Origin of the sequence: Saccharibacillus alkalitolerans (assembly GCF_011090185.1) — a bacterium.
Taxonomy (GTDB): Bacteria; Bacillota; Bacilli; order Paenibacillales; family Paenibacillaceae; genus Saccharibacillus; species Saccharibacillus alkalitolerans.
On sequence record NZ_JAAFGS010000003.1, the window covers coordinates 717,373 to 731,307 of the forward strand.

At 57.1% G+C, this 13,935-nt stretch carries 13 protein-coding genes; 3 read left to right on the plus strand and 10 right to left on the minus strand.

The features are described 5' to 3' along the window. Positions 1-90 precede the first annotated feature (90 nt). From sdaAA to GYN08_RS11990, 6 genes are all read right to left on the minus strand, one after another. Positions 91-1,026 (minus strand): L-serine ammonia-lyase, iron-sulfur-dependent, subunit alpha, encoded by a 936-nt coding sequence (sdaAA, locus tag GYN08_RS11965; RefSeq protein WP_166274405.1) that lies wholly within the window; start codon positions 1,024-1,026, stop codon positions 91-93. Beyond that, on the minus strand, positions 1,023-1,712 hold the full coding sequence (sdaAB, locus tag GYN08_RS11970; RefSeq protein WP_166274406.1) for an L-serine ammonia-lyase, iron-sulfur-dependent subunit beta: 690 nt from the start codon (positions 1,710-1,712) through the stop codon (positions 1,023-1,025). Before sdaAB ends, sdaAA begins: the two co-directional genes overlap by 4 nt. Before the next feature lie 400 nt (positions 1,713-2,112). After that, complete coding sequence (locus GYN08_RS11975) at positions 2,113-2,463, minus strand: type II toxin-antitoxin system PemK/MazF family toxin (RefSeq protein ID WP_018975909.1); 351 nt, start codon at positions 2,461-2,463, stop codon at positions 2,113-2,115. A gap of 3 nt (positions 2,464-2,466) precedes the next feature. Continuing rightward, positions 2,467-2,748 carry a CopG family ribbon-helix-helix protein gene (locus GYN08_RS11980; RefSeq protein ID WP_166274407.1) on the minus strand — a complete coding sequence of 94 codons (282 nt, stop codon included), beginning with the start codon at positions 2,746-2,748 and terminating at the stop codon, positions 2,467-2,469. Between the two features lie 166 nt (positions 2,749-2,914). Next, on the minus strand, positions 2,915-4,129 hold the full coding sequence (alr, locus tag GYN08_RS11985; RefSeq protein WP_166274408.1) for an alanine racemase: 1,215 nt from the start codon (positions 4,127-4,129) through the stop codon (positions 2,915-2,917). Between the two features lie 203 nt (positions 4,130-4,332). Then, positions 4,333-4,893, minus strand: coding sequence for a GbsR/MarR family transcriptional regulator (locus tag GYN08_RS11990; protein ID WP_166274409.1), 561 nt, complete (start codon positions 4,891-4,893; stop codon positions 4,333-4,335). A gap of 397 nt (positions 4,894-5,290) precedes the next feature. On the opposite strand from GYN08_RS11990, the gene GYN08_RS11995 reads away from it, so the two are divergent. The 3 genes from GYN08_RS11995 to GYN08_RS12005 are packed head-to-tail and all read left to right on the plus strand — an operon-like array spanning position 5,291 to position 8,275. Next, positions 5,291-6,511: a quaternary amine ABC transporter ATP-binding protein gene (locus GYN08_RS11995; RefSeq protein WP_166274410.1), complete on the plus strand. Its 1,221-nt coding sequence runs from the start codon at positions 5,291-5,293 to the stop codon at positions 6,509-6,511. Further along, entirely contained in the window at positions 6,486-7,352 is an 867-nt protein-coding gene (locus GYN08_RS12000) for an ABC transporter permease (protein WP_206023698.1), read from the plus strand. Before GYN08_RS11995 ends, GYN08_RS12000 begins: the two co-directional genes overlap by 26 nt. Next, positions 7,352-8,275 carry a glycine betaine ABC transporter substrate-binding protein gene (locus GYN08_RS12005; RefSeq protein ID WP_166274411.1) on the plus strand — a complete coding sequence of 308 codons (924 nt, stop codon included), beginning with the start codon at positions 7,352-7,354 and terminating at the stop codon, positions 8,273-8,275. Before GYN08_RS12000 ends, GYN08_RS12005 begins: the two co-directional genes overlap by 1 nt. Positions 8,276-8,751: 476 nt before the next feature. Here the strand turns inward: GYN08_RS12005 and GYN08_RS12010 are convergent, their stop codons facing one another. The 4 genes from GYN08_RS12010 to GYN08_RS12025 all read right to left on the minus strand — a co-directional run bounded on the left by GYN08_RS12010 (position 8,752) and on the right by GYN08_RS12025 (position 13,681). Continuing rightward, a complete protein-coding gene (locus tag GYN08_RS12010; protein ID WP_166274412.1) occupies positions 8,752-9,393 on the minus strand; it encodes an NAD(P)-dependent oxidoreductase in 642 nt (213 codons plus the stop codon). A 250-nt stretch (positions 9,394-9,643) separates the two neighbouring features. Then, positions 9,644-10,636 (minus strand): 3'-5' exoribonuclease YhaM family protein, encoded by a 993-nt coding sequence (locus GYN08_RS12015; RefSeq protein WP_166274413.1) that lies wholly within the window; start codon positions 10,634-10,636, stop codon positions 9,644-9,646. 241 nt (positions 10,637-10,877) lie between these two features. Then, complete coding sequence (locus tag GYN08_RS12020; protein ID WP_166274414.1) at positions 10,878-11,117, minus strand: YkuS family protein; 240 nt, start codon at positions 11,115-11,117, stop codon at positions 10,878-10,880. Between the two features lie 194 nt (positions 11,118-11,311). After that, positions 11,312-13,681, minus strand: coding sequence for a glycoside hydrolase family 31 protein (locus GYN08_RS12025; protein WP_166274415.1), 2,370 nt, complete (start codon positions 13,679-13,681; stop codon positions 11,312-11,314). Positions 13,682-13,935 lie beyond the last annotated feature (254 nt).

Sequence of the window (13,935 nt, forward strand, 5' to 3'; positions counted from 1 at the left end):
CGCTCCGCCGTTCTTTCGCGCAGACTTCGATTCTTTCAACTTTTGTCCGCAAACGTTCATGCTCTCTTTTGCAAAAATATAAAATCCGGCTTATTCCGCTCCTTCGCCGACCGGAGCCGCCGCTTCTTCCGCTTCCGGCTCCAGCGGTTTGCGCCCTTTCATCAGCCCTTCGGTCAGCTTGCGTCCCGTCGGCGTCTGGGCAAGCCCGCCCTGTCCCGTCTCGCGGTGTCCGCTCGGCATCGCCGCGCCCACTTCCAGCATGACGCTGACCACTTCGTCGGACGGAATGGCGCTGCGCACGCCGGCCAAACCCATATCGGCCGCGGCCAACGCGTTGACCGCGCCGAGCCCGTTGCGCACGATGCACGGAATCTCGACAAGGCCCGCCACCGGGTCGCAGATCAGGCCCAGCGTATTTTTGAGCGCCAATCCGACGGCATGCATCGCCTGTTCGGCGCTGCCGCCCCGCAGCTCGACAAGCGCGCCGGCCGCCATGCCGATCGCCGAGCCCACTTCCGCCTGGCAGCCGCCTTCGGCTCCGGAAATGAACGAGTTGTTGGCGATGACGTAGCCGATAGCTCCCGCCGCGAACAGCCCGTTCACCATATGCTCGTCGCTCCAGCCGAAGCGCTCCTGCGAACTGACGAACACGCCGGGAATAATGCCGCAGGAACCTGCCGTCGGCGTGGCGATGATGCGGCCCATCGAGGCGTTCACTTCGGACACCGCGAGAGCGTAAGCCATGGCGCGCGACGAAGGGTCTCCCGAGGAAGGCGTGCCGTTTTCCGCTAAGTCGAGCACCTTCACCGCGTCTCCGCCGCTGAGCCCGCTGCGCGACACGGTCTGTTCCGTCAACCCGCGGCGTACCGCTTCTTTCATCTTTTCGTAATAGTCGGCCATCTGCGCCACGATTTCCTCGCGCGGGACGCCCGTTTCCGCCGCCTGATCCTCGATCATGACCTCGGCCAGCGTTTTGCCTTCGTTCAGGCTGATTGCCGCCAGTTCTTTCAGTGTCCGAAATCTCATTCGTCCTTCGCCTCCCTGCTGCTCAAGTTGATTACGGTCACTTCTATGACATCGTCGATCCGGCGCAGCGCTTCGAGCAGCGAACGGTTCGGCACGGAGTCGAGTTCCATGACCGTCATCGCTTCGGCGCTGCGCCCTTTGCGGTCGACGCCCATATAGCCGATGTTCGTGTCGCTGGCGCCCAGAACGGCGGTCAGCGAAGCGATGACCCCCGGGCGGTCGCGGTGCAGCACGACGATCGTCGGATACTCCCCGCTGCAGCGAACGTCGAATCCGTTCATCTCGTGGATCATGACGGTGCCTCCGCCGATCGAAGCGCCGACCACCTGGGCCGTGCGCCCGTCCGCGTCTTTCAATTCCAGCTTGGCCGCATTGGGATGCGGAGCGAGCCCCACGCCTTTGACAAACGTGATCTCGATGCCTCGCCGCTCCGCCTCTTCCAACGCTTCCGCCACCCGCGAGTCGTCGGTCGCGTAGCCGAGGAGGCCGCCCGCCAGGGCCAGATCCGTCCCATGTCCCCAATACGTCTCGGCAAACGATCCGTACAAGGCGATTTTCACGCTGACCGGCTCCGTGCCGAGCAGCTGCCTTGCAATCAGTCCGATGCGAACGGCCCCTGCAGTATGTGAGCTAGAAGGACCTACCATGGAAGGTCCTATAATGGAAAACACATTTTTAAAACGCATCTGTGAGCTCTCCTCGCTTATCCCGTAATAAATGCCGATTATATGTCTATAGGTTGGAGCGTTTATTTTCTTCGGCTTCAACCGCTATTTTACACGCCAAAAGCTTTTACGTCGACTCCTTCGCACTGCTTCGATACCGCAGCGAAGCTATGTCCGAACAAGGACCTTCACCTTCCGCAGGCTCTATCCTTGTCAGGTATGCGTCATGTTTAGGTTTGATTGATCATAATCTCGCCCTAACCGTTCCGATCGCCGCGGGACCGCGCGCAAAAAAAAGGAGCCGTCCCGTGCGAATGTTTCGCACAGGTCGTGCTCCTCTTTCGTTCACTGCTTGCTCCCCGGCGCCCCTGCCGTAGGAGAGCCGTGCAAAAACGCCGCTTGTACGGCGCCGCATCGACAATCAAAAATCGACCAGACTCAAGCTGATCTGCAAAGATTCGTCGACCCTTTTCATCGTTTCCTCGCCGAGTCTTGTGATCCGGTCCGTCAAACGCTGCTTGTCGATCGTTCGAATCTGTTCGAGCAGAACGACGGAATCACGGTCGAATCCGTGCGTCTTCGCATCGATTTCCACGTGGGTCGGCAGCTTCGCTTTCTGAATTTGGGCGGTAATCGCCGCGACGATGACCGTAGGGCTGAAGCGGTTGCCGATATCGTTCTGAATGACCAGAACCGGACGCACCCCGCCCTGCTCGGACCCCACCACCGGCGACAGGTCCGCAAAAAATACGTCACCGCGTTTTACAAGCAATAGTTACACCCCGCTTACTAAGCGAACCAGAGTGATGTCCGCATCTTCCTCCGCATGAAAAGCCTCACAGGCCATCGACAAATTGATATGGGCCATTTCCATGTAACCCCGCTGCATCGACTCGCGGATATACCGCTTCTTCCGGTCGACCAAATACTGTCTCATTGCCAGCCTGATCAGTTCACTACGATTGGAATTTTCCAAAGCTGCGATTCCATCCACTTCCTGCAGAAGATGATCCGGCAAGCTGATCATCACTCTCTTGGTGCTTTGCAAGTTCGCCACCGTTTGTCCACCCCCATGAGCTTATACCCGTCAACGGTTCCTTCCGTACGGACTGGCCGTTTGTTGCGGGAACTGTTGAAAAGCGTATATACGATGCGTATATCACCTATGCTGCCACCCATTATAGCCTACAATCTTTCATCCGTACAGCCCATTTCTTCACAATTTACTCAGAAAAAACATGGACGGCGGCCGGGTTTTCATCAAAAAGGGGGTTTAATCGTGCAATAACCGCGCCTTTGCGAACATAAATTCGCGGCACGCGGTGGGCGAGCATGCACACCACTTCATAGTGGATCGTTCCCAGCTTGGCGGCAATTTCGTCCGCGGTAATGGCTTCCCCGGACTGACTGCCGAGCAGGACAACCTCCTCGCCTTCTTGGATATCTTCCGCATCCGCGAAAGATTTGAGCGATACCATACACTGATCCATGCAGATCGTTCCCGTTACCGGCGCGCGGCGGCCTCGGATCAGCACTTCCGCCTTGCCGCCCAGCATCCGCGAGTAACCGTCGGCGTAACCGACGGGAAGCGTGGCGATCCGCTCGCCCGCTTCGGCCGTATAAAGAGAACCGTAGCTGATGCCCGTCGGATGCTGCAGCGTTTTGACGAATACCGCGCGCGTTGTGAGCGACAGCACCGGCTGCAGCTTCACGGCGGCGCGGTTCACTTCGCAGGAAGGGTAAAAACCGTACAGCGAAATCCCGATTCGAACCATTTTCGGGGATAACCCCGGCGTGTCGATCGCGGCGGCACTGTTGCCGGTATGTATCAGCGGGATATCGATATCCTCCTGCGCAAGCGCGTCGACCGTGCTGCGGAACGCTTCATACTGGAACCGTGTATAGGTTTTGTCGGCTTCATCCGCCCTCGCAAAGTGCGTAAAAATTCCTTCGACCTCGATCGTTTCCGTCTCGACCGCTCTTTTGACGAATGCCGTCGCGTCGGCGCCTGCCGCGCGTCCCAGACGCCCCATCCCGCTGTCCACTTTGATGTGGACCTTAAGCCGGCGGCCCGAAGACGAACGTTCCAGACGGCGCGCCGCTTCCAGCACTTCCTCGCTGAACAGGGCGATCGTGATGCCGCGCTCCCGCGCGACTCGCAGCCCTTCGGGCGGCGTGTAGCCCAGAACCAGAATCGGCAACCCGACACCCGCATCGCGGAGCTCGAGCGCTTCGTCAAGAAACGCCACGCTTAAATAATCGGCTCCCAGGCGTTCCAGCTCTCGGCTGACTTCTACCGCTCCATGCCCGTAAGCATTCGCTTTGACGCAGGCCAGCAGAAGAGTCGAAGGGTCCAGATGCAAACGAAAAGCCTCGTAGTTGGCGCGAAGCGCATCCAGATCCACGACGGCTTGAGTAGGACGATACTGCATAGGCAAAACAGCCACCTCTAAACTTAAAATTTATTAATTCCAGCGTAAGCTCGGGAAGCGGGGCTGTCAATGCCGTCAGACCAGTCCACAAAGCCATAGAATTATACGCGAAAAGCAGGCCAGAGGACGAAATCCGCCTACAATCCAAACATTACCCGCGCCGGGTTTTTTAGAAGCGCGGGCGGCGTCTTTTATATCGTTTTCGAAACTTAAGGCTCCCGCGGCACCAAGTCGAAGATTTCTCCGTCCTCCATCGCGTCGATCAGCCGATCCAGCCAGCGGTAGTATTTTTCGGCTTGGCGGATTTTTTCGAGATCCCTTTCCAGCACGCCGCGGGCGAACTCGCTCGTGTCTTCCGACCCCAGCAGCCGTTCGATCTCTTTGACGGCTCTGCGGAGCACCTGAAGATTGCTCTCGACCGCGCTTCTCCATTCGTTGGCGAAGTAATCCGTAAAAGTCTGATACCAGTCGTATTCGACCTCGTACAGATCTTTTCTGGATCCTTTTTCCCAGACCTTATTCACCATCTTCAAATCAAGCAAAGTCCGTACGCCGGTACTCATGCTGGTCTTGCTCATCTGCATTTCGCGTCCCATTTCGTCCAGGGTCATCGGTTTATCGGCAAAAAAAAGCAGCCCATACAGATGGCCGGTCGATAACGTTACGCCGTACAGCTCCATATTCCTTCCCACAACTTCGATTACGCGCTTGCGGATTCGGTGCACGATCTCGTGTTCTTGTTCATTCCACTGGCCGTGGTCCAAGCCCATGCCTGAAACCTCCTTAATATCGGTCCTTTTCAACTACTTAATCTATTCGAATACGCGCGTCGTACACGTTTCATGCGCGCGCCAATGCACGTTTTGCATGATCATCACACGATTTGCCAATCTTCATTCTAGGAGAACGTTTGATAATTGTAAAGATTTCAAAGAGCGAGCATTCGCAAGTAATTTCGAGCATTTTCGACTATAACTTTGTACAGTTTTTACTGTACGTACTTAATGTACAGAATTACAGGTTGAAAGCAAAGGATTAATTTGTTACCATTTAGGACGTTGGTATCACAAAACTCGCTTGGTTCCGGGAGCCCGGCTCGTTCGTCAAGCCGCACTCGCGATCCGTTTCGCAGCACGTTTTTACTGAATAACAGAAGGGGTGAACGAAATGCCGATTCTAAGCATCCGCAACGTAAGCAAATTGTTCGGACCTAACGCCGCCCAGAGCGTCAAGTTACTGGAGCAGGGCTATGACAAACAAAAGCTGGCCAAAGAGAAACAAATCACCGTCGGGGTCAACCAGGTGAACATGGATATCGAGCAGGGCGAAATTTTCGTCATTATGGGTCTGTCGGGCAGCGGCAAATCCACGCTCGTCCGCATGTTCAATCGGCTGATCGAGCCGACCGCCGGGCAAATTCTCGTACACGACAAAGATCTTATGAAGATGAATGCCGAGCAGCTGCGCGAGGTGCGCCGCAAAACGATCAGCATGGTGTTCCAAAAATTCGCGCTTTTCCCCCACCGCTCCGTGCTCGACAATGTCGAATACGGGCTTGAAATTCAAAAGGTGGCCAAGGCCAAACGCCGCGAGAAAGCCAAACAGTCGCTCGAACTCGTCGGACTTAAGGGCTGGGAAGACAAAAGGCCCGACGAACTCAGCGGCGGCATGCAGCAGCGCGTCGGATTGGCCCGGGCGCTCGCCAACGATCCGGAAGTGCTGCTCATGGACGAAGCGTTCAGCGCGCTCGATCCGCTCATTCGCCGGGACATGCAGGACGAACTGCTTGATCTGCAGGAGAAAATGAAGAAGACCATTATCTTTATCACGCACGATCTGGACGAAGCGCTCCGCATCGGAGACCGCATCGCGCTGATGAGAGACGGCGAGGTCGTACAGATCGGCACGCCGGAAGAGATCCTGATTCAGCCGGCCAACGGCTACGTGCGGCGCTTCGTCGAAGACGTCGATCTGTCGAAGGTTCTTACGGCTTCGCACGTCATGCGCCGCCCCGAGACCATTACGCGGGATCGCGGCCCTCGCGTCGCGCTGGAGCTGATGCGCGAGCGCGGCGTCTCGAACCTATTCGTCATCGACCGAGGCAAACGGCTGCTCGGCGCCATTACGGCCGAAGACGCCTCGCGTGCCGCGAAAGAAAAGCTTTCGATCGAAGATATTCTGATTCCGGATTGTCCGGTATCTCCGCCCGATCGCTTGATCGGCGAAATGTTCGAACTCAGCAGCACGTCGCCGATTCCGATCTCGGTCGTCGATGTGGAAAACCGCCTGCTCGGGGTTGTGGTCAGGGGCAGCCTGCTGGGCGCCATGGCCGGAGAAGTGGAAAACGAAGGGGTGAACGCGAATGTACAGCAACTTGATATCGGCTGAGCTGCCCAAGCTTCCGATCGCGGAGTGGGTGGATAAGGCGGTCGATTGGATGAGCATGAATCTGGAAGGAATTTTTGAAGGAATCTCTACCGCGATCGACAAAGTCGTGACTTCCTTTACGAACATCTTCACTTTTCCCCACCCTATCGTGTTCATCGTCATCCTGGCCGTTATCGCCTACTTCGCGGGCAAATGGAAGCTGTCGCTCTTCACGGTGCTCGGTTTCCTGTTGATCTGGGATCTGGGCTACTGGGACGCGACGATGAGCACTTTGGCGCTCGTGCTGACGTCCGGCTTGATCTCGATCATCATCGGGATCCCCATCGGCATCTGGTGCGCGAAAAGCCGCGCCGCTTCGAACATCATCACGCCGCTGCTCGATTTCATGCAGACGATGCCCGCCTTCGTATACCTGCTGCCGGCCGTCACGTTCTTCAGCCTCGGCGTGGTTCCCGGCGTGATCGCCTCGATCATCTTCGCCATTCCGCCGACGATCCGCCTTACGAACCTGGGCATTCAGCAGGTTTCTGGCGAACTGGTGGAAGCCGCCGACGCGTTCGGATCGACCGGCGCGCAGAAGCTGTTCAAGGTCCAACTTCCGCTGGCCATGCCGACCATTCTGGCCGGCATTAACCAGACGATCATGCTGTCGCTGTCGATGGTCGTCATCGCTTCGATGATCGGCGCGCAGGGCATCGGCGTCGAAGTGTATCGCGCCGTCACGCAGCTGCATATCGGTCAAGGCTTTGAAGCCGGCTTGGCCGTTGTCGTACTCGCCATCGTACTCGACCGTTTGTCCCAAAATATTTTCAAACCTGCACAAAAAAGGAGAAATGCGTAATGAAAAAGATCAAACTCGGCACGAAAAAATGGTTCGGCATGACAAGCCTCGCGGCTGTACTGGTACTGGGGGCCTGCTCGGGCGGCGGAGGATCTTCCTCCAGCGCTTCCGGCTCGGACGCTTCGCTGGGCGATCAAGTCGCTCATAAAATTACCGGCATCGATCCCGGCGCCGGCATCATGAACGCCACGCAAAAAGCGATCGACGATTACGGCCTCAGCGACTGGACGCTGCTGGAAAGCTCCAGCGCGGCGATGACCGCTTCGCTCGACAAAGCGATCAAGAAAAAAGAACCGATCATCGTAACCGGCTGGACGCCGCACTGGATGTTCGCGAAGTATGACCTGAAGTATCTGGAAGATCCGAAGAAATCGTACGGCGAAGCCGAAGAGATTCATACGATCGCCCGTCTCGGGCTGAAAGAAGACAAGCCGGAAGCTTATCAGTTCCTGGACAATTTCCAATGGACGGAAGACGAAATGGGCGAGATCATGGTCGCGATTCAAGAAGGCACCGCGCCCGAGAAGGCGGCGGCCGACTTTGCCGAAGCTCACCCCGACCGCATCGCCGAATGGACCGACGGCATTGCGCCGGTAAGCGGCGACACCATTACGCTGGCTCTCGTCAACTGGGATTCGGAAGTTGCCAGCACGAACCTCGCGAAATACGTCCTGCACGAAAAACTCGGCTATACGGTCAAAGAACTGCAGGTCGACGCCGGCCCGATGTGGCTGGGCGTAGCGCAGGGCGACGCCGACGCGACTCTTGCCGCATGGCTGCCGCTGACCCACGCCGACTACTGGGCGAAATACCAAGACAAAGTCGAAGATCTCGGCGCCAACATGACCGGCGTGAAGACGGGTCTGGTCGTTCCGGCTTACGTCGAAGCGACTTCGATCGAAGACTTGGTCGACGGGAAGTAAGAGAAGCAAGAAATGGAAGCGATCCTTTCGGGGATCGCTTTTTTTGTGCGATTCCTTTTCGTTTAGCAAGGCCCGGAGGCCTTTCCGGAGAGAGCTTCTTTCGCGTAGACCTGATACTGCGAGTCGTTGTGCTTCGATAACTGCATAGAAGCACTTATTTTACTTCAAACCGATCTTTTTAAGGAAATAGATGCAGGAGAGCAGCTAATTTTGTGTTCGAGCGCTTTTTGCCCCTCTTTTTTGTGAAACAGCTGCTCTGAAGCCGTTATTTCTGATGATTGAGCCAAAAGCGACCAATTAGCTGTTCATACGCAGTTATGCCTAAGCTCTGAGCCTATGACAAAAACCCGCTCCTCCGTTTGGAGAGGCGGGTTTACTGGAATTTGGGATACGCTGACGCCCCTTCAGGAGAAAGGGCTTCAGGCTGTCTTGAAAGTCCGCTCTCCGAAGCCTTTACCGGCTGTTAGCCCTTGGAGTCAGGCTTTCTCGCCCACCACGCTGAAGCGCTCGTTCACATGCTTGGCGCTCTCGATCTCGTCGACGATCGCGATCGCATAGTCGGCGTAGCTGATGTAGCTGTCGCCTGCGGCGTTCGTCGTCAGAACGTCGCCCGCAGCCTGATAGCTGCCGGTTCTGCCGCCTTGGTCGTCGAAGAACGCCGCCGGGCTGACGAATGTCCACTTAAGCCCTTCGGAAGCCTGCAGGTCTTTGAGGTTCTGGCCCTGGTTGGAAGCGGTCGGCTTGTACTCGTCCGGGAAATCCGGCGTATCGATCAGGCGGGTCGTTTTCGCTTCGTCCACGAACAGGCTTCCCGCGCCGCCGACGACGATCAGGCGAGTTTCAGGAGCGCCCTTGAACGCTTCGATCAGCTTGCGGCCGGCTTCTACATGACCGGATTCTTGACCCATAGGCATGTTGATCGCGTTCACCACGGCGTCGAAGCCCTGTACGTCTTCGGCCGTCAAGTTCATGACGTCTTTCTGGACGGAGGATACGCCTTCTTCCTTAAACTTGGACGCGTCGCGCACGATGGCCGTCACTTCATGGCCGCGCGTCTTCGCTTCTTGAACGATCAGACTTCCCGCTTTGCCTGTAGCGCCGATAACTGCGATTTTCATAAGTAAAACCTCCATTTAATTAGAATTCGGACACCGTTCGCCAACCGCCGGAATACCGGTTATCGGAGAGGCGAACGGTTCCGTTTCATTTGTAACTATTATAGTTACATTATAATTCGTTTGTCAACTCTCTTTTTGAAAGTCATCCGGAATGTTCGCGGCCAAGTCTTGACGCAGAATTTCGAGCTTCTAAAAAAAGCAGCATTCCCGCCTTTTTCTTAAGGTCGAAAATGCTGCTTCGTCGCGTCAATTATTCCGTCTTTTCCGTTTCCGCCGGTCCGGCTCCGTCTTTCGGCCCCCGGTACAGCGCTTTGCCTTCCAGCACGCGCAGCGGAATCGTCCACTGTTCGTTGTCCGGCATCATGTCGAGCGCGTCTTCGGCCGCTTGGAGCTTGGCGTCCAGCTGATCGATGTAATGCAGCGCGATCGCTTCGGCCGTCTGCGGCTGCACCGGGCTGCCCCACTCGCCCTTGTTATGATGCGCCAAAATCATATGCTGCATCAGGATCACTTTTTCCGATGTCGGGTCCATGTCCAGCTTGATCGCCGCTTCCGTCACCCAGGTGGAAGCCAGCGCCAAGTGTCCCATCAGCTTGCCGGTAAAGCTGTATTCGGACACGACGCCGAGTTCGGCGGTCATCTCTTCCGTCTTCGCGATATCGTGCAGAATGATGCCCGCCAGCAGCAGGTCCCGGTTCAGGAACGGACGCTGCCTGCAGATGAACTCGGCCAGCTCCAGCATGCGTACCGTATGATAGGCCAGCCCCGCATAGAAAGCATGGTGCATGCCCTTGGCCGCCGGATAATGCATCAGCTTGTCGCCGACCTTCTCGACGCAGTAGTCGACGATGCGGCGCAGATCCGTGTCCGCAATGCCCGCGGCCGTCGTCTTGATCGTATAGACGAGATCGTTCGGAGGCACCGGCGCGGAACGGATAAAATCGGTCAGCGTATAGCCGTCGGCCGGATCGGCCGGGCGCAGCTTGACGACTTTGAACTGCGGCTTTTCCCTATACTTCTGAACCACGCCGCGCACCTTCACCAGCATCGGCGCGAAAAAGGTCTCTTTGTCCGCAATGCTGACGTCCCAGAACTTGGCCGGAATTTCGCCGCTCGAATCGGCCAGCACCAGATCGAAGTAATCTTTCGGCGGAGTGGCGTTCGTCTGTTTCAACTCGGCGGATTTCAGCAGGTAGAACCCCGTGATGTCGTCGCCTTCGATAAATTCTTTGATCGTTTTCATTTGATTCCTCCGGTTGTGTTGAGTCATGGATCGAAGCCCTGTCGGACCGAATCTCTTTCTTCTATTATATAGAGTCCGCGTCCAGGAATAAAACCCCTTTGCCCCGGAGCCGGAAAAATCGGTCCGCTCATTCCCCTTCTCCTCCGCCTGACAAAAAATACCCTGCGGTCCGGGAACGCGACTGTGCCGCGTCCTTCGCTGCAGGGTATCCGTTTGGAGCTGGGTTAGTCCGGCAGAGCGCTCAAGAGAGCCGGCTCAGCGTGTCTTCGACGCGGGATACGACTTCGTCGATCGACATTCCCTCGATGCTTACGACCGGGAAGTCGAACTGATCCGAATTTCCGTCGTTCAGCGTCCGCACCACGCCGAGATCGTATCCGCTGATGTTCTCGTCGCTTTCGAACAGCTTCACTTCGTGTCCTTTTTCCTCCAGCGCTTCTTTCACGTCGGCAAACGGCTGTTCCACTGCAATCTTGGCCATGGTCAGGCACCTCCGGTTCAAAGAATATGGGCGGTTGTTCGTTTCCGCCGTCCATCTTATTCTTCCCCTTTTCGGCGCTTGCTGAAACCGGGACCGTCCAGACCAGACTTAAGCCGGGCCCCGCTCGAGCGCGGACAGCACCCTCTCGCGAACGTTCGGAATCGGACGAACAAGGAAGCTGCGCGGATGCCGATTTACCGCGTCAACCGAATTCTGCCGCCGTCCGCCGGAACCGAGAAGGTAGTCCCTTCCGTTCCCGACGAGAACTCGACCGCTTGCCCGCCCAGCTCGACCGAAGAAGCGTTCAGGCCGTGTACCGTGATCCGGAACGAACGATAAGCGTCCGCGTAACCGGCATGCGTCTTTTCCAAGGCGATCTCCAATTCCCCGTCCCGCTCCGTCTGTTCAAAACGATATTCGTTGTAGCCTCCGCTGCGGTAATCGAAGCTTTCGCCGTCGTCCTGGGTATGCACGTATTCTCCGGTGCCCGGATACACGTCCAGCAGCAGCTCTTCGATCTTTCGCTCGCCGACGTACTTCTGATCCGGATAGGTCGGCAGGAACGCTCCCGCGCGCACATAGATCGGACAGACGTCGAGCGGCGCGTCGGCCAGAATCGCACGTCCGCCTTCCTGCGCTTCGCCGGTGACGAAGTCATACCATTTGCCTTCCGGCAGGTAGACGGCACGATGCCGCTTGCCCTGCTCCACCACCGGCGCGATCAGCATCCGGCTGCCGAACAGGAATTGATCGTCGATCTCGTGCACGGCCGGATCTTCCGGGAACTCCAGCACGAGCGGACGGGTCGGCGCAAGACCGGTCTGCTCCGCTTCGCGCATCAGGTCGTACAGATACGGCAGCAGCCGATAGCGCAGCTTCATCGCTTTGCGGTACGCGTCCAGCGTCGCTTCGTCGTAAGCCCACGGTTCCTGGTCCCGCGTGCCGATCGCCGTATGGTTGCGGAAGAGCGGACTGAAAGCGCCGACCTGCACCCAGCGCGCCAGCAGCTCAGGCGTGCAGTCGTGAGAGAAGCCGCCCACGTCGCAGCCGTTGAAGGCGAAGCCGCTCAGGCCGAGATTCAGCGTCATCGGGATGGACAGGCGCAGATGCTCCCAGAAGCTTTGATTGTCGCCGGTCCACACCGTCGAGTATTTTTGCGTGCCCGCGTAAGCGGCCCGCGTGATGACGAACGGCCGCTTTCCCGTCGCTTCCAAAATGCCGTCGAACGTGGATTTCGACATCAGATGCCCGTAGACGTTGTGGACTTCGCGGTGATCCGTCTCCCGTCCGTCGTTTTTGAAGCGCACGTCGTCCGGCAGCGGACCCGTAAAGCTTGCGGGTTCGTTCATGTCGTTCCAGATGCCCGCCACGCCCGCGTCCGTCATGATCTTCTGATTGCCCGCCCACCATCGGCGCACCGGCTCGTCGGAAAAGTCCGGATAGACGGAATCGCCCGGCCACACCGTGTTCACGTACGTCACGCCGTCGCGGTCGGTGGCATAGTATCCTTTGTTCAATCCTTCGTCGTAAATCGAATAGCCTCTGTCCTTCTTCACGCCGGGATCGATAATCGTCACGATCTTGATGCCCTGCTCCTTCAGCTTGTCCATCATCGCGGCCGGGTCGGGGAAGCGCTCGCCGTCCCACGTAAACACGCGGTAGCCGTCCATGTAATCGATATCGAGATGAATCGCGTCCAGCGGCAGGTCATGCTCCCGGAACTTCTCCGCGATTTCCATGACTCTCGCTTCCGGCGCGTACGACCATCTGGATTGATGCGCCCCGAGCGTCCACAGCTGCGGCAGCGGCGTGCGGCCCGTCAGTCCCGTATAGCGCGTGACCACGTTTTTCATGTCCGGTCCGTAGATGAAGTAATAATCCAGATTGCCGTCGTCGGCGCCGAAGTAATAATAATCCGCGTTTTCCTTTCCCAGATCGAAGAACGTTTTGAACGGATTGTCGAAAAAGAGCCCGTACGCCGCCCGTTCCTTCAGCGTGATGAAAAAGGGAATGCTTTTATACAGCGACTTATGGCTTTCCACATGCGGAGACGGATCGTCGGTGTTCCACATCTCGTATTCGTAGCCCTTCTTGTTGAGCGGGCCCGTCTTGTCCCCGAGTCCGTAGAACTTCTCTCCGCCTTCCATCGCCTTGAGAATCTGGATCTTGTGCTCTCCGCTCGTCCGCATGGCGTCATGCCCTTCTTCTTCGGCGATATCCACGTTGCCGCGGCGCACGAACGGATCGCGGCCGCCGCGATAATCGAGACACAGCGGCGTGCCGGCGGCATCGTAGAAATCCACATGGAAATGGTCGTAGACGCGCACGGTCAACTGCTCCGTCGCGATCTCGATTCGTCCGTCGCGTTCGCTGAGCCGGAACTCGCACTCCTCAAACGCGGCATTCGGATGCTCGACGGCCCGCGATTCCCGTTCCTGCGTATACAGCGGCGAAAATACGTTGACAACCCAAGGGCTTACGACCTCGATCTGCCCTTCGCCGTGTTCGAAATGAATATGTACCCGCCGGCCTTCCTTGTCGTACCCTGTCCGTTTGCCCCACATCTGCTTATTTTCCTCCTTTTGTGCAATCGTTTGCTCTATTCCTCTATTCTCTACCTTGCAGCAAAATGAGAACGTTGTCAAATCGGTCCCGAACAAGGGCCGGGCAGGCCGGCAAACAAGTCCCTCTCGTCCGAATCGAAAGGATAGCAGCGGTACGCTTAATCCCAACGCATTTTTTTCGGGCGAAAAAGAAGTCTGCGACCGTAAAAGCGGAAGAGCAGCGGGAAAACGGGCGACGTCTGCTCACATCAAAA